Origin of the sequence: Actinokineospora diospyrosa, from assembly GCF_024171925.1 — a bacterium.
In the GTDB taxonomy this organism is placed as follows: domain Bacteria; phylum Actinomycetota; class Actinomycetes; order Mycobacteriales; family Pseudonocardiaceae; genus Actinokineospora; species Actinokineospora diospyrosa.
Genome location: NZ_JAMTCO010000004.1, coordinates 375,673 through 391,980 on the forward strand (window position 1 = coordinate 375,673; position 16,308 = coordinate 391,980).

Genomic DNA, 16,308 nt, shown 5'->3' on the forward strand with positions numbered 1-16,308 from the left:
GCGGCCGGTCAGCCGGGGTGCTCGATTGCCACTGGGGGCGGCACCGGGTTCGAGTCCAAGGAGCGATGTGGGCGCGTGGGTCCGGCGCTGAATATGGCCAGGTGACCGACATCATCACGGGACTGAACCTGTCCCCACTAGAAGTCCTGACGGTGCTCAGCGCCATCTCTCTGGTGGTGGCGCGCTGGCTGCCAGCCGCTGCCCGCCCACGCTTCACCATCGCGGCGGGGGCGGTGTTCCTGCTGTCCGTGGTGGTGCTCGGCGTGACAGGGCTCCGCTGGCAACTGCTGCCGGTGCTGGCGGGTGCGATCGTGGCGGCGCCGTTCGCCATCATGCCGCTGGTGCGAGGCCGTGCCCGGCGGGTCCGCTGGTGGTTGGCGTTGCCGGGATCGGTGGTCTGCGCCTGCCTGATCATCACCGGCCCCGTGGCGGCGTGGGCCTTCCCCGTCCCCGTCCTCCCAGAGCCCTCCGGCGACTTCGCGGTCGGCACCCGCGTCCTGCAGTGGACCGACCCGGACCGCCCCGAGACCTTCACCACCGATCCGCAGGACCGGCGCACGGTCGTGGCCCAGCTCTGGTACCCCGCGCGAAAGGGCTCAACGGGACCGCGCGCGCAGTACCTCGGGCGCACCGAGGACGAGGCGCGCACCGTCGCCGAGGCACTCGCGGGCGGGGTCGGCCTGCCGGGTTTCCTGTTCGACGGCGTTCCGCTCGCCCGTACCCACGCGATTCCCGACGCCCCGGCGGCGGACGGACGGTTCCCGGTGGTGCTGTTCTCGCCGGGGTCCAGCGGGGTCCGCACCCAGAACACCGCGTGGGCGGAGGACCTCGCCAGCCACGGCTACGTCGTCGCCGCGCTCGACCACCCGTACGACTCCGCCGCCGTCGTCCTCGCCGACGGCCGGACGATCACCACCGCGACCGTCTCCTCCGGCGACCGGGACCAGGACGACCACCTGGCCGACGACTGGACGTCGATCCGGGCCGCCGACCTCAGCTTCGCGCTGACCCGGCTGGAAGCTCTCGACCAAGCCGCCGACCCCTTGGCCGGACACCTCGACACCGGCCGAGTCGCCGCGACCGGCCACTCCATGGGTGGCGCCGCCGCACTGCAGGCCGCCAGGCGTGACCACCGGTTCGACGCCGTCATCGACCTGGACGGCTACCCCCGCGGTCCCCTGTCGCCCGACCTCAGCCAGCCGACGCTCGCGCTCACCCAGGCCATCACCCCGGACACCGATCCGCGCTACGTGCCCCAACTCACCGACGTCCTCACCCGCGGCACGGCGAAGAACTACCGCCTCACCATCCCCGGCGCCGCCCACCTCACCTTCATGGACGGCCCCCTGTACCTGCCCCCGCTCCCCTCGATCGTCGGCACCCTCGGCCGCACCGAAAGCCCCCACGTCGTCGCCGCCACCAGTCTCGCGTTCCTGGATTCCGTCCTGCGCAACGGATCCAGCGACCTCACGGCCACCCTGTCGACCTACGGCGAACTCACCGTGTTCCACGGCTGACCGACTGCTGGCCGCGACGGGCTGGCCCTCGTCGATCAAACCGCCGAGGACCAGCCTGCAAGCTCTGGGATTGGGTGACCTCCGCGGAAGCGTTGCCCGCTCAGTGAAGCGGGCAGGCACCGCACGGAGATATATCTGTCTGTGCCGAGAGCAGGGTTGGCTAGCCGTCGGGTGTGCTCAACCGCCCGACACGGCCGCCGCAGATCAGTGGATCAGGCTCAAGGTGAAGGCCACGAGTGGGTCGGTCTGCTTGACGCGGGCTTTGTCGGAGCCCAGTTGTTGGGAGATGGGCTTGGCGAGCGGCCAGTCCGGGTGGTCCGGGTGGTTGACCTCCAGGTCCCAGAGCCTGCCGATGAGCGACACGGCGACGGTGATGATGGGCTGGGCGTAGAAGAGGTGGCGGTCGCGGGTGCCGTCCCACTCGATGGCCCACTCCATGCCGATGAGCTTGCCGACCTGGTCGAACACCGCGCTGCCCGAGTCGCCCGAGTTGGCCCGGCGCTCGCCGGTGGTGCGGCACTGGTACTGCTGGCGGAAGGTGGGGCTGTTGTCGACCCTGCCGTTGAGGTCGCCGTGGGTGAAGTCGGCGGACTCGAAGAGGGCGGGCCCACCCTGCTGGTAGTTGTAGCCGACCGCGGTCAGCTTCTTCTGGGCCGCGACACTGGCGAACTTCGCCGCCGTCTGCCCCACCGGCACCGCGGCGTCGACGGTGATGCCGGGGTCGATCTTGACGATCGCCCAGTCCACCGCCTCGTCCTGGATCCCGGTGATGTACGTCCCCACCCGGGTGTAGGCGAACCCGTCGAAGCACGCCTCGACGACCCGGTTGTTCCCGGGCCCGGTCACCCCGTGCTGGACGGTGAGGAAGTAGGTGGCGTCGGTCCCCTGGAAGAACGGGCCGACCGAGCACTGCGCGTTGATCCCCTGACGCTGGACCCGCATACCACGGCGGAGCGTGGGCATGTCCCCTCCTCGAGAGCCGGTGTCACACTTCGGGCCGACGGCCCACGTCCGAAGTGGTCGGAGGGAACGATCTTGGCGTTACGGGCCCCGTCCGACCACCCACCCGATCGGAGCATCGGTCATGCGCCCCGGCTCGACCGGTCAGCGGCGGCGTTGGCTGCGGCGTTCGCGGTGGAACTCGTGGTCTTGGCGGATCAAGCGCTCGACGTCGGCTTGTTGGTGGGTGCTCAGAGTGGCGGGGACGCTGCGGATTTGATCGACCAGGTAATCGGTGCCGATGCTGAGCACGATCGGCAGGTCATAGAGAGAGCCGACTTCGGCGCGGTCGTGCATGACCACCACGGCGGCGTTGACGGGGACAGGAACACCCCGCTTGAGCAGGAATGCTTCCAATGCACCGGCCACGTCGCGGACTTGGCGGCCCCAGCTGCGCCCACTCCGATCGCAGAGCCTTCCGTCGTCGACCAGGTTGCCGTAGCGGTCGAACTTCTCGAAAGTCCATTCCTCACCATCAACGTGCACACGCACGCCGCGGCCCTTGACCTCGATCGCCCACACCCCACCTGGCCCGACCAGCACCAGGTCAACCTCACCGCGGCGGTTGAGGTAGCCCAGGAACAGCGCCCACCTGTCGTCGAAGCACGCCATCAACTCCCACGCGGCGTGCTCCTCCGCTGCCGCTCCCGCTTGGTACCGGGCCAACTCCTGTTGCAAAGCCGGGTCTACCCGCGGAATCCGCGCCAGCATCACCGCCTCTTGGCGTCGATGCCGCCACCACAGCCCCCACTGCCACCACCGCCGAGATGCCGCGTTATCACGGCGCAACGTCCTTACCGCCCGCAGATGCTCGGCCCGACGGGCATCGACCTCGGCGATCGAGGCTTGCAGGGCTCGAACCTGTGCCAACGGGTGATTGGAAAGCTCCTCGGTGCGCACCCACCTCACGCTAGCGCCATCAAGCCGGATGTTGGCGCGCACCAAGCAGTACAGCCCGAGACTGTCGCTTTCCGTCCACCCACCCCCAAGATCTTGTGCGCTATCCGCAGGCACAGTGCTATTCCAACCGGGCCCGCCAGTTCAGGTTATGTGGTTCGCACTGCCAATCGCGCGCATGAACGGCGGCTGTTGCGCGGGATCCGTTGGCAAAGGTGAGCGCCGGTCAGTTCGGTAGGCGGAAGCTCCTGCTCACCTGCTCCAACCGCTGGACGGCGGTGGCCAAGTCGTCGGCGAGGCCGAGGCTGGCTTGGACGTTGGTTTCGGTGCGGGCGGCCACGTTCGTGACGTGGCCGATGCTCTCGCGGACCGAGTGCGAGGCGGCTGACTGCTCCTCCACCGCGGCGACGATCGTGCCCTGCAGCTCGGCCATGTCGCGGATCGAGGTGCCGATCTGCTCGATCACCCGGACCGTTCCGTCCACATCGGACTGGATGGCCGCGATGCGGTCGGTGACGCTCACCGTCGCGGTCGTCGTCGACTCGGCGAGGCCCTTGACCTCGGTCGCCACGACGGCGAAGCCGCGGCCGGTCTCGCCTGCCCGGGATGCCTCGATGGTCGCGTTGAGGGCGAGCAGGTGGGTCTGGGCGGCGATCCTGGTGATCACGTCGACCACACCAGCGATGGCGGCGGAGGACCCGGCGAGGCTGTGCAGTTGCTCGGTCATGGTGGCGGTCGCCTGCTCGGCCTCGATGGCCAGCGTGGCCCCGCGCGAGACGGTCGAGGCGATCTCGGCGACGCTGTCGCTGAACTCGGTCGCGCCGAGGCTGGCGGCGGCCGACTGGGTGTGGGTGACGGTCGCGCTGTCGCGCAGTTCGTCGGCTTGGCTGCGCAGCGCCTCGGCCGATCCGGTGAGGGCCTCGGCGGTCTCCACCACGGCGCGCACCGAGGCGGTCAGCCCGCGCTGCATCTCCACGAGCGCGATGCCGAGCTCGTCGTCGGCACCGGCGGGCTCGATCGGGGCGGAGAGGTCCCCCGAGGCGATCCGGCGGAGGTGGCCCGCGGTACCGCGCAGGGTCGTCACCATCTCGCCGAAGGCCGCCGACAGCTCGCCCAGCTCGTCGCGCCCGGCCCGCGGCAGGGTGACGTCCAGGCGACCGCGGGCGATGTCGAGCGCCGCCGTGCGCAGCACCGGCATCCGGGCGGTGAGCCGCCGGGTGGTGAACCACACGGTCGCGAGCAGGACCAGGGCGATGCCGAGCGCGAACCCGATCAGCTTCGTCCGCAACGCGCTCACCGGGGCGAGGACGTCGCTCATGGGGGTCACGGTCGCCAGCGTCCAGCCCGTCCCCTCGACCGGCGACCAGGTCAGCACCGCGTCGCCCGCGTCGGCCGACAGCGGGTCCTTGCCGTCCAGGGTGCCGCTGCCGCCGTTGGCCACCGAGCGCATGAGGTTGGCGGCGGTGTCACGCGCGGACTCGGACGCGGCCTGCTCCAAGGTCTTCGACCCCACGACCGACGCGTCAGGCGCCGCGAGCAGGGTGCCCGCGCGAGACAGCAGCACCGCGTAGCCGTGCTCGGACACCTTCGCGGCGCTCACCTTCTTGGAGAGCTGGTCGAGGGTGACGTCGACGCCCGCGACCCCGATCGTGCGACCGTTCTGGACCATCGGCGCGGTCACCGAGGTCATCAGCGCCTTCAGGTTCTCGTCGTAGTACGGCTCGACGGTGCTCTCGGCGCCGGTGCGCTTGGGCTCGGTGTACCAGGCGTAGGTGATGGCGTCGGCGTTCGCCGCGTCGTCGAGGTCCTGCCGCACGGGCGTGCCGCTCCCGTCCTTGACCCAGAGGTACTGGTAGACGCTGGACAACGGGTAGCGCGGGTCGCCGGGGGCGTCGAAGCACAGGTACATGTCGTAGATCTCGGGCGTGGTGGCGAGCGCCCCGCGGACCACCTCGTCCAGTAGCGGACGGCTCTCCACCGGCATCGCGGCACCCGCGGCGACGATCGAGCGCTCCGCCGCGCGAGCCGCCGAGATCTGGGTCTCGACCTGCCGGGCCAGGCTCTCCGCGACATCACGACCGTGCCCCCGCTGCGCGTCCTCCTCCAGCGTCGTGGCGCTGAGCACGACGAAGGCCGACAACACGGCCAAGCCGATGACCACGACCGGGACGAGCACGACGAGCAAACGGCCCCGGAAACTCGACATGCGGACGCTCCCTGAGGCAGGCGGTGGCGGTTCGGCCCTCGTATCGGCGGCCCGCCCCCCGGCCTGAGGCCAGTCACCCGGTCGGGTCGCGGCTATCCAGTGCACCTTGTGGACCCGAGCGGCGTCAGCGGGTCCACAAGGTGCACTGGATAGCCGGGATGGAGCTACTAAGCGACGGCGGTGGCTTCTAGTTCGATTTGGAGGGTGGGGAGGGCTAGGCGGGTTACGCCTAGGAGGGTGGTGGGGGGTGCGGACTTGGCGGCGGCTAGATGGGCCGCGAGGAGGCCGTAGTGGCGGAGGAGTTGGTCCACGTCGGTGGTGTAGATGGTGAGGCGGATGAGGTTGGTGAGGGTCATGTCCGCTTCGGTGAGGACGGACTCCAGGTTGGCGAGGCTCAGGGTCAGCTGGGCCGCTAGGTCGCCGTCGTGTTGGGGGGCGCCGTGCGGGTTGGTGGCGGTCTGGCCGGAGATGTAGAGGGTCCGGGTGTGTCCGGAGACGACCTCGCCCTGGTTGAAGCCCATTTCCGATGACCACGTCACCGGGTTGATCGCCGTTCTCTGCATCGCCACGTTCACTCCATTTGGATTCGTGTACACCGTTCGGGCAAGAGCCTGGCGGCCAATCACGACACCTTGTGTCAGGTATTCCCGTAGAGTTGTCGGATGCGCGCCGACCGCCTGGTCTCGCTGGTCCTCCTGCTGCGCAGGCACGGTCGGCTGTCCGCGACGGCCCTGGCCCGCGAGCTGGAGGTGTCCACCCGCACCGTCCTGCGCGACATCGAGGCGCTGTCCGCGGCGGGGGTCCCGGTCTACGCCGAGCGCGGCAGGCACGGCGGGTTCGCCCTGCTGCCGGGGTTCCAGACCGAGCTCACCGGGCTCAACCACGACGAGGCGCTGGCGCTGGTGGTCGCCGGGTCGCGGCGCGGCGCGCAGGCGTTCGGACTGGGTGGGGCGCTCGCCTCAGCCATGCGCAAGGTGGTCGACGCGCTGCCGGAGGGGTACCGGACGAGCGCGGCGGGCGCGGTCCAGCGGTTGCTCATCGACCCGGGCACCGATCTCCTCGCCCGCCGGGTGGTCCCCGAGGAGGTTCCCGACAGCGTGGTGGCCGAGATCCGGCGGGCGGTGTTCGCCGGGCACAGGCTGCGCATCCGGTACGCGGCCGCCAACCAGCCGCCCGAGTGGCGCACGGTGGACCCGATCGGCCTGGTCACGGTGCGGGAACAGGGCTACCTGCTGGCGACGCGGGAAGGCGCGGACCGCACCTACCGCCTGTCCCGGGTCCTAGCCGCCGAGGAACTCGACGAACCCGCGCAGCGACCGGACCACGTCGACCTCGACCAGGCCTGGCAGGAGCGCAGCACGCGGTTCCGGGAGGGCGGCGACCAGGTCAGCGTGCTCGTGCGGGTGCACCCGGCGCGGCGGGAGGACCTGGTGGGCACCGCGCTGGGCGTCCGGTCCGAGGTCACCGACCCGGATGGCTGGTCGCGGTTGGACGTGACCTTCCAAGACTCCCGGCACGCGGTGTGGGCGATGTGGCAACTCGCCACGAGCGCGGAGGTGTTGGCGCCGGACTGGTTGCGCGCCGCGCTGCACGACCGGGCCGCCGAGATCGCCGCCAGGTACGCAACCTCGACTTAGGACAACGAAGTCCTTACACCCCAACAGAGAGCTCACGCGGTCCGCAGCCGCGGGAACTCCTGGCGGACCTCGGCCAAGAGCGCGGGGTAGTCCGCGCCGTAAGCGACCATGGCGTGGAATAAGGATTCGAGCCCGGCCGCCAGTGGATCCGACGCGGCCGCCGACCACACCGCGGGCAGCGCCATGTGTTGCTGGGAGAGGTTGTCGCGTTGACCGTCGAGCGAGGTGGTAGTGGTGTGCGGCGCGTTGGGGTCGGCGATCAGGAGGTCGAACGCGGCGTTGTGGTCGTCGAACGGTTGCGGCAGCGGCAGGTCGTGGTCGAGCGCGGTGAGTGCCCGCGCGACCCAGTCGACCTCGGCCAGGTGTGCCGCGACGCAGGCCCGGCGGGCCGACCAGCGGCCGAGGGCGCGCTGGGTGTCCGCGTCGAGGTCCTCGATCGCGGCCACGAGATCGCTGTCCAACTGCACCATGGTCAGGCTGCCGTTGACCGCGCGGACCCGCTCGCTCGGTAACCTGCCACCCCACCGCCGCACCTCGGCGGCGTGTACCGCGTCCTTGGTCGCTTGCTCGCGGGCGAGTCGTTCCCGTAGTTCCGCCTCGGCCCGCTCTTGCGGGGTTGGCGGCGGCGGGAGGGTCTTGGCGTGGGCGTTCCAGTAGGCCGCACTCTCGCTGGTCTCTCGCACGACCACGTCCGGGGCGGGTGGCCCGGGCCAGAACTGCAGGAGGTACCGGTCGAACCGCGGTTCGTCGTCCAACCGGCTGTCCTGGTCGCTCGCCGCGTCCATCCCGCTCGCGCAGTAGCGCACCCGGTAGTCGACCTGGGGCAAGGGCAGCGGCCAACTCGCCTCCCCCGCCCATTGCACGAGGTGCACCGACTCGGTCTCGGGCCGGAAGGAGACCTCGACGACCTCCTCCCACTCGTCGGTGACCGGCACCTGCTCGTCGTGGAGCTCGACGGTGAGGTGGACCTCGCCGGTGTGCAGCCCCGTGATGAGGAACAGGGTGCCGGGCTCAGCTGCGCCGCACAGCCCGTTGACCTGCCCGCCGCGCACCTGCCCGGTGATGTTGAGTCCCGGCTGGCTCTCCACGTAGAACTGCCCGTAGTGAACGTGCAGGTCACCCTCGAACAGAACTGGCACCGGCCCAGCCTGCCAGTCAGGTCTGACAATTTCGGGCTGGTGCTATCGGGCACCGGCGTGGTTACGATCGGGCCATGGCTACCTGGTCTCCCATCCACAGCAGGCCGTACACGCCGGTCCCCTACCGCCCGGCACGGATCCCGGTCGAGGAGTCCCTGCGGGTCGCGGCGGATCTCCGGGCCCGGATGCAGGAGCGCCGGACGGTCCGGGCGTTCTCGGACGAGGCGGTTCCCGAGCAGCTGGTGCTCGACGCGATCGCGGTCGCGGCCACGGCGCCGTCCGGAGCGCACCAGCAGCCCTGGACGTTCGTGCTGGTGCGCGATCCCGAGGTGCGGGCGCGGATCCGGGAGGCAGCCGAAGAGGAGGAGCGGGTCTCCTACGACGGCCGGTTGGGCGAGGAGTGGCTGTCGGCGTTGCTGCCGTTGGGCACGGACATGCACAAGCCGCACATCACGGACGCGCCGTACCTCTTGGTGGTCTTCGAGCAGCGCTACTTCCTGGACGGGGAGGAGCAGCACAAGCACTACTACGTGGGCGAGTCGGTCGGTATCGCCGTGGGGATGCTGCTCACCGCGCTGCACCTGTCCGGGTTGGCGGCGTTGACGCACACGCCGAGCCCGATGCGGTTCCTGTCGGAGGTGCTGGGCAGGCCGCGCAACGAGAAGGCGTTCGCGGTCATCCCGATCGGTTACCCCGCAGCGGATGCCGTGGTGCCCGACCTGGTCCGCAAGGACCTGGACCAGGTGATCGTCGAGGTCTGAACCACCGGCGCGGTGCGCCGCGCAGGACACGGCGGTGTCGATCGGACTATCTTGGGGGCTGTCGTGGCGCACTCGCGCGCGCGTTCGTGACAGCTGAGGAGTTGAGGCTCGGTGACGCCGCGCTGCGCTGTGTATGTCGACGCCGGGTACCTGCTGGCGGCCGCCGCCACGCGCGCGACCGGGACCTCCCTGCGGGGCGGGATCAGCGCCGACCACGAGCGGCTGGTGGCGGCGTTGATCGCCCACGCCGAGGAGCGGTCGGGCCTGCCCCTGCTGCGGGTGCACTGGTACGACGCGGCGGAGAACGGCGTGCCGGACGCCACCCAGCGCAAGATCGGCCTGCTGTCGCGGGTCAAGCTGCGGCTGGGGCGGATCGGGTTCGACGGCGAGCAGAAGGGCGTCGACCTGCGCATCGGGCTGGACCTGGTGGCGCACGCGCGCAACGCGGCCATCGACTCGGCCTACCTCGTGTCCGGCGACGACGACCTCACCGAGGCCGTGGAGGAGGCGCAGGCGCACGGCCTGCAGGTGATCATCCTCGCGGTCCCCGGCCGGACCGGCGCCCCGCACGGCGTCAGCCACCACCTGCACGCCGCCGCGGACGACCTGGAACTGCTCGCCGCCGACGACCTCGACAGCGCGATCACCCGGCGACACGCACCGACCCCCGCCGTCGGCGCGACCGCGCAGGCACCGGTCCCCTCGCCCGCCCTGCTGGCGAACCGACCCCGCCCCACGCCGACCCGCACCGAGCCCGCACCGCCGACCGGACTCGTGTACTCCAGCACCACCGCCCTGGCCTTCCCCGCGGACCTCACCGAGACCATCGACAGCGTCGCCCGCCACGTCCTGACCTCCTGGTCGAGCGGCCGGAGCAAGGAGGAACTCGCCGAGCTGGAGACCGCCCGCCCCTCCATCCCCCGCGAGGTCGACCGCGCCCTGCTCCGCGACCTGTCCGACGCCTCGGGTCTACAGGACCTCAGCGACCCGATCCGCTACCAACTCCGCGCCCGCTTCTGGGCCGAGGTCGACCAGTTCAACCAGCCGTAGCCGAGCTCGATGGTTCCCTTCCAGGGCCGCGGTGTGGGTCCGAGTCACCGGGTTGATGGGGTTCGATGACCGCGGAGTCCGCTGACCCAGAGGGTGCGGTGTTGAGCAAGTGGGAGGACGATCGGTGAGTGGACATCCTTGTGTTGGGAAACTCGAGGGTGATGATCTCTCTTACGACGGTGCCTACTGGTGATGTGGCGGATGCAGCACTGAGGGCGCACTAACCGGGATCGGTTGTGCGGCTTCGGGAAACGGCTCCGCGCGTCAACTCGCGCGGGGCCGCTTCGGGGCTTGCGCTCGACGGTGGGCACAGTGGTGCTGGTCAGCAGGGGCTGGTTTGGTTGGAGCGGTGGACTTCCTTGGCGGCCAATGGCCGTCCGTAGACTGTGGACACCGGGCTCTGTGAGTTGGTGTAGTGCTGCTTGTACCAATCGACGTCCGCTTGGGTCATGGCTTGGGCAGTGAGCATGAAGTCGTTTTCCTGGCCCAGGTCGCCGACGTGGACCTCCTTCGCCGTCCAGGTGCCGTCGCCGTGGAAGTCGATGGGTTGTTCGTAGAAGACGTTGGTGCTCTTCACCTGTCGGACGAGGATCACGGCTCGGCCTTCCGCGGGAGGGTCGCCCCAACCGTCAATGTCTGTGCAGAAGGTGACTGGGCTCGGGGTGCTGATGCCGAACGAGGGCGGCGGGGGCGGGGGCCGTGTGGTTGACGCGGGCGGGGTGGTCACCTCGGGCTTGGTCGTGGCCGGCAGCGGGGCGTCCGTGCGCGCGGCGGTGGTCGGCTCGGGCAAGGCACTCCCCGACCCGGAAGTCGGACTCGCGGATGTGGTGGTGACGGCCGCCGCGGTCGTGGTGGTGGTGATCGTTGTGGTGGTGCCGCCCGACGCGCCGTCCGCGGGTGGGGTGACGGGTGCTCGCAGCAACGCACCGACGAGGACTCCGCCGAACGCCCCCACCACGACCAGCACCGCCTGCACCAACACCGACAAGGCCGTGCGGCGCCCGCTGTGCTCCCGGAACAGGACATAAGCCAGGATCATGATGCCGATCACCACGGTTCCGGCGCTCGCGGTGATCAGCGCCCACACCCCGTTCTCGGTGAACGGTTCGAAGAACTGTTGCAGCGCCGCACAAGCCCCGAACGCGGTCGCGTACACGGACAGCAGGCGAAACAACCGCTTCTTGCCCTCAGTCGAGAGGAACGGCTTCGACATGCGATCACCTCAGCCGGTGAGTCGCCTGCTGGATGCCATCCGTTAGCGCCACGCCCCAGGCCGGGCCAGAAGTGCTCTACTTCTACGCGGTCAGAAAAAACGCAACAGCCCGCTGGGGGCGAAAGTCAGGGGAATCGCGAAAAATGCCTTGCCGTAGATGTCGTTGGCGCGGCCGATCTCCCGGTCGGCACCCGCCATGACGGTTCGGAAGATTTCGCGGGCCCGCGGAGCATTTCCACCGTGCCACTCCAGCATGCCGAGTTCGTAGCTGGTCTCCAGCGTGAACGGGTGGTTCGGCCCCAGTGTCGCGAGCTGCCTGCCATAGGCACCGGTGAAGTGCGGCCCGGCGGCGGAACGGTCGCCAAGTTGGTTGTGCGCCTGCCCGATGAGGAACAGCGAACGCAAGTAAAGCCGGTGGGTGGCGCCCAAGCGCCGAGCGAGTCGGGCGGGCAGGCTCGTGTAGCGCTCCAACAACACTGTCGACTCCCCCAAGGCAATCAATACCTCCATGTGGGTCACCGCGAGCGCTAGTGTTCTCGGGTTCTCCGGGCCGTATTGGTGGCGAGCGGCGGCCAACTGGTCACGGAGCTCGACCTCGGCAGCGACCTGGGTGTCGCGGTCCGGGATCGACTGCAGGATGAAGATCTTCAACTGGGCGGCGTGCAGCAGGATGGCCGCGTCGATGGCGTTCTGGTGCTCGGGCATGGCCCGCTCCCGGTAGAAGTCCACGACCCGACGGGCGATGTCCCGTGCGGCCGCGCGGTCGCCGATGTCGGCCTCCAGCCAAGCGAGCTCCAGGTGTGCCGGGACCAGGAGCTCGAACGGGGCGGGCAAGGCCACGAGATCGCGGGCCAGATCCCGTGCCTGCCGCAGGTGCCCGAGCATGCGGACGTTGTGGATCCGCGCGGTGCGGATCTGAACCTGTTCCGCGACGCTCAACGTGTGCAGTTCGCCTGCGAGGATCGCTCGCCAGCAGGTCTCCGCCGCACCGTGGGACCCGAGGTCGTCGAGTACCTGCGCGCGAACGGATTCGACCAGCAGCCGTGTCTGGGGATCCAGTTCCATCGCGTCCAGGCGGTCGACATGCGCCGATGCCTCGTCCAGCTGCCCCGCGGCCCTTCGCGCTTGGGCGGCACGCAACAAATGCCGTGGATCCTGCGAGTGCAACTCGGCCAGGTTCTCGTGCAGCGGGGCCGCCATCGCCGGCGCGCCGTGAGACTCGTAGTGGTTGACCGCAAGGACGTTCAGGGGTTCGGCGTAGGCGGAGCCCCTGATGTGGTCGAGCAATGCGACGGCATGCTCGATGAGACCGGGTACGTCGTCTTCGGCGAGTTGGAGCAGCTTGTGCGCGGCCACCGCGGCCGTCGATAGCATCGCGCCCGGGTCGGTGTCGTGCCTGGCAGCGGTACGCACGAGATGGTGGACCTGCCAAGCAGCGCCTGCCCGCTCCACCAAGTGAGCCTTGTTCATCTCGGCGAGCAGAGCGTGGGTACTCACTCCAGGAGCCAAGACGGCGAGCACCTCGTCGATCAGCCGTGCGGGTAGCGGTGTCGACGCGCAGATCACGGCAAGGGCCAGGACTACCCGCCGTGGACCCTCGATCCCCACAATCGCCTGCCGCACCGCATGCAGCGCCACATCGAGCACAGCAGCGTCAGAGGTCAACTCGCCGACCCGATCCCGCAGTTCCCACAACCCTTCCCGCCCACGAGCGCCCTGTGCCGCGAGCAGGATGGCGTACGGGTGTCCGCCGAGCCTGGCGACCAGCTCGGCAACAGCGGCGGTCTCCTCTTCCGCATACGGCTGGTACGCGGCGAACAGCGCTTGCCCCTCCTCGGCGTCCAACCCGAGCACCCGGACCTGCTCAGCGAATCCCTGCGGGAACTCATGCCTACCAATGAGAACGGTGTGCACACGCGGACCGGGCAGGACGAGCTCAGCCAACAGGTCCTCATCGAGGTCACCCGGCACGTCGTCGACCACCCACAACGCGGGCTCGACGAGCCGTTCCCTCCACCACGCGAGCACGCCGGACCTCGACTGATCCACAATGGACGAGTCCAGCGCCACCAACTCCGAGGTGTGCCGGTACCGGACTTCGTCGACACCGGCCCCGGCAAGGGATACCCAGTAGACACCTCCTGGATAGAGGAAGCCGAAGTCGCGGCCGTAGGAACGCACCAGTGCGCTCTTGCCCATCCCCGTCATCCCGCTCACCGCGGCGACCGGCGGGCCGCTGGCGCGTTCCACCAGCGGCTCCTCACCGCGGTGCAGCGCGCTGTGCAGGCGCCAACGATCGTCATACCTACCAACGAAGTTGGCGGTCGACACGGTCGGCGTACTCTCGCGCGGTGTCACCGGCTCGGTGAAGTCCAGTCCCGGGAAGGGGGTGCTGACAAGGCCTACGGCCGCCTTCACCTGCGCCACCAGCTCGGCGAGTTCGCGGTCCGACGTCCAGGTGTTCCAGTACCGGTGGGCCCGCACGTGCAGCGGCTTGAGGTGCCCGGTCGCCGGGTCCTCCGGGTTGATCACCAGGATGCGCCGCTCGACCTCGTTGGCGCGCAACGCGGACAGGTAGGTGTGGTGGAGTTCGAACTGGCAGGCCGACCGGTGGGCGAAGGAGTTCGAGAAGTAGGCGAGCAAGGTCTTCGACGTCCGCAGGCCGTCCATGATCTCTGTGGTGATGCTGTGCGCGCGGCGGATGTCGCGCTTGTCGAGGAAGACCTCCAAGCCCGCGACGCGGAGGGCGCGGTGCAGCAGCAGCACGCGCTCGCGGTCGGCACCGCTGTAGGACAGGAAGACGTCGTGGCGGCAGTCCATGCCAGGAATCTAGCCCGACCGGACTGTGGAAGGCTTGCCTTGGTAGGAATCCTTGAGGGAGAAAGATTCCGCACCCAGGCGGACTCCGCCTTTTGTCCTCCTTTCTTCCGGTAGTTGTCCTGTACGCACCTCGTACCCGGGTGCTGCGATTGAGCGATCCGCTCCGGGGAGGGCGGCATGACGCGTCTGCGGGTGGGCGGCCGCGCGGCTGAGGATGTGAGGGACAACGATGGTACGAGCGTTGGGGAGCCAGTACACGCTGGGAGAGCTCCTCGGTTCCGGCGCCATGGGACAGGTCTACCGGGGGGCTGACCACGAGGGAAACCAGTACGCGTTCAAGCTGCTGCGCGGTGATCTGGTGGACGACAAGGACTTCGTCGCCCGGTTCCACCAGGAGCGGTCCATCCTGGTCACGCTGCGCGGGGAGAACCTGGTCGCCGTGCACGACCTGGTGATCGAGGGCAGCACCGCGGCGATCGTGATGGACCTGGTGTCCGGTGGGACGCTGCGCGAGCAGCTGACCGCGACGGGGCCGATCCTGCCCGCGGAGGTGGCCCGCATCGGTTCGGGGATCGCCAACGCGCTGCACGAGGTGCACCAGGCGGGCATCGTGCACCGCGATGTCAAGCCGGAGAACGTGCTCATGGACGACGCGGCGCCCATCCGCACGCCCAGGCTGACCGACTTCGGGATCGCGAAGATGGCCGAGGGGTCGCGGGTCGGGCGCAGCACGCTGATGGCGGGCACACCGCAGTACGTCGCCCCCGAGGTCGCCGACGGCCAGTCGGTGACCCCGGCGGCCGACCTGTACTCGCTCGGGATCACGCTCTACGAGATGTGTTGCGGTGTCACGCCCTTCCACGGCGAGACGGTGCTGCAGGTGTTGCGCAGCCACGCGGAGAAGCTGCCCGGCCGCCCGGACGGCATCCCGGACGAGCTGTGGGAGGTGATCTGGGGCCTGCTGCAGAAGAACCCCGCGGCGCGGCCGCGGTCGGCGGCGCAGGTCAGCGCGGCACTCGGCAGCCTGGCACAACGCTTCTGGCAGGCGCAGATCCCGGTCGCGCCGCGGCTGCAGGCACCGCCCGCCGGGGTGCCCATGGGGCAGGGCAACACGAACGAGACGGTGCTGCGCATGCCCGGACCGGTCACCCCGCCTGTCGCGCGCAAGAAGCGCAAGCGCTTGCCGCTCATCGCCCTCGCGGCCGCGCTGCTCGCCGTGGCCGCGGGCGGGGGGTGGGCGCTCGCCACCCGGGAGAACTCAGCAAGCCCGGCCGGTGTGCAAACCGGGGGCAGCTCCGAGGAGAACACCGAGACGACGACGCGCAGCGGGAAGACCACGACCACCGCCCAGCGGACCACCCGACCCGAGATCCGGCTGGAGTCCATGCCGGACCTGGTCGGGCTGAAGCTGGGTGAGGCGCGCGACAAGCTCCCGCAGTCGATGGAGGTCGAGATCGTCGACCAGATCGACGACAAGAAGGCCGATGGCACGGTGCTGGGTCAAGAGCCCGCCGCCGGGGAGAAGGTGGACGGCAAGGCCAAACTGATCGTCGCCCGCCCCGCGGTCACCGTCTACTTCGACGAACTCCCCACGACCGCGGGCGGGTGGTCGCAAAAGGGCCCTGCGGCGATGGACGGCAAGCAGTACCTGCACTCGCTGAGCTACGGCGGGGACTCCTATTGCACACGGGAGACGCGGACCGCCGAGTACAACCTGTCCAAGGGTTTCCGGCGCGGGTTGGCGACGGTTGGGCTGTCCGACGACTCCGAGGTCACCGATTTCACCCTGCAACTGGAGGTGTTCGCCGACGGGCGGCAGCTGACCAGCGTGCGGATCGAGTTCGGCAAGGTCGTACCGCTTGAACTGGACCTGACCAACGTGCTGCGGCTGAAGTTCCAGTGGATCGTCACCAGCACCACGAAGACCTGTGGCCGGAACTCCCTCGTCCTCGGCGAGGCGAAGCTGCTCGGCCTGGCCAGCGAGGTGCCCGTCTCCGGGTTGCCGCCGCGGCCGAGCACGACGCCGAACGGGAGTTCCAGCCCCACCACGACCACCACCGGCTGAGCCG

General features: G+C 69.6%; 12 protein-coding genes. 5 read left to right on the top strand and 7 right to left on the bottom strand.

Annotated elements, in window-relative coordinates:
* Window positions 1-101 precede the first annotated feature (101 nt).
* The gene (locus tag LV75_RS08830) at window positions 102-1,517 is read left to right on the top strand and encodes an alpha/beta hydrolase family protein (RefSeq protein ID WP_253886312.1); all 1,416 of its coding nucleotides are present in this window, start codon (window positions 102-104) and stop codon (window positions 1,515-1,517) included.
* 204 nt (window positions 1,518-1,721) lie between these two features.
* Here LV75_RS08830 and LV75_RS08835 read toward each other — a convergent pair whose 3' ends face one another.
* The 4 genes from LV75_RS08835 to LV75_RS08850 all read right to left on the bottom strand — a co-directional run bounded on the left by LV75_RS08835 (window position 1,722) and on the right by LV75_RS08850 (window position 6,182).
* Window positions 1,722-2,480: a S1 family peptidase gene (locus LV75_RS08835; RefSeq protein ID WP_253886313.1), complete on the bottom strand. Its 759-nt coding sequence runs from the start codon at window positions 2,478-2,480 to the stop codon at window positions 1,722-1,724.
* Window positions 2,481-2,621: 141 nt separating this feature from the next.
* The gene (locus LV75_RS08840) at window positions 2,622-3,416 is read right to left on the bottom strand and encodes a nuclease-related domain-containing protein (RefSeq protein ID WP_253886314.1); all 795 of its coding nucleotides are present in this window, start codon (window positions 3,414-3,416) and stop codon (window positions 2,622-2,624) included.
* Between the two features lie 223 nt (window positions 3,417-3,639).
* Window positions 3,640-5,619: a methyl-accepting chemotaxis protein gene (locus tag LV75_RS08845; protein WP_253886315.1), complete on the bottom strand. Its 1,980-nt coding sequence runs from the start codon at window positions 5,617-5,619 to the stop codon at window positions 3,640-3,642.
* Between the two features lie 167 nt (window positions 5,620-5,786).
* Complete coding sequence (locus tag LV75_RS08850; RefSeq protein WP_253886436.1) at window positions 5,787-6,182, bottom strand: RidA family protein; 396 nt, start codon at window positions 6,180-6,182, stop codon at window positions 5,787-5,789.
* A 99-nt stretch (window positions 6,183-6,281) separates the two neighbouring features.
* On the opposite strand from LV75_RS08850, the gene LV75_RS08855 reads away from it, so the two are divergent.
* On the top strand, window positions 6,282-7,256 hold the full coding sequence (locus LV75_RS08855; RefSeq protein WP_253886316.1) for a helix-turn-helix transcriptional regulator: 975 nt from the start codon (window positions 6,282-6,284) through the stop codon (window positions 7,254-7,256).
* 32 nt (window positions 7,257-7,288) lie between these two features.
* Here the strand turns inward: LV75_RS08855 and LV75_RS08860 are convergent, their stop codons facing one another.
* Complete coding sequence (locus tag LV75_RS08860; protein WP_253886317.1) at window positions 7,289-8,395, bottom strand: hypothetical protein; 1,107 nt, start codon at window positions 8,393-8,395, stop codon at window positions 7,289-7,291.
* Between the two features lie 74 nt (window positions 8,396-8,469).
* Here LV75_RS08860 and LV75_RS08865 point away from each other — a divergent pair, with 74 nt between their 5' ends.
* The gene (locus LV75_RS08865) at window positions 8,470-9,156 is read left to right on the top strand and encodes a nitroreductase family protein (RefSeq protein WP_253886318.1); all 687 of its coding nucleotides are present in this window, start codon (window positions 8,470-8,472) and stop codon (window positions 9,154-9,156) included.
* A gap of 111 nt (window positions 9,157-9,267) precedes the next feature.
* Entirely contained in the window at window positions 9,268-10,206 is a 939-nt protein-coding gene (locus LV75_RS08870; protein WP_253886319.1) for an NYN domain-containing protein, read from the top strand.
* Window positions 10,207-10,528: 322 nt separating this feature from the next.
* On the opposite strand, the gene LV75_RS08875 is transcribed toward LV75_RS08870, so the two are convergent.
* Both LV75_RS08875 and LV75_RS08880 read right to left on the bottom strand, forming a co-directional pair.
* Complete coding sequence (locus tag LV75_RS08875; protein WP_253886320.1) at window positions 10,529-11,419, bottom strand: hypothetical protein; 891 nt, start codon at window positions 11,417-11,419, stop codon at window positions 10,529-10,531.
* A 90-nt stretch (window positions 11,420-11,509) separates the two neighbouring features.
* Window positions 11,510-14,239: a tetratricopeptide repeat protein gene (locus tag LV75_RS08880; RefSeq protein WP_253886321.1), complete on the bottom strand. Its 2,730-nt coding sequence runs from the start codon at window positions 14,237-14,239 to the stop codon at window positions 11,510-11,512.
* Window positions 14,240-14,468: 229 nt separating this feature from the next.
* Between LV75_RS08880 and LV75_RS08885 the strand changes: the two genes are divergently transcribed.
* Window positions 14,469-16,304, top strand: coding sequence for a serine/threonine-protein kinase (locus LV75_RS08885; RefSeq protein WP_253886322.1), 1,836 nt, complete (start codon window positions 14,469-14,471; stop codon window positions 16,302-16,304).
* Window positions 16,305-16,308 lie beyond the last annotated feature (4 nt).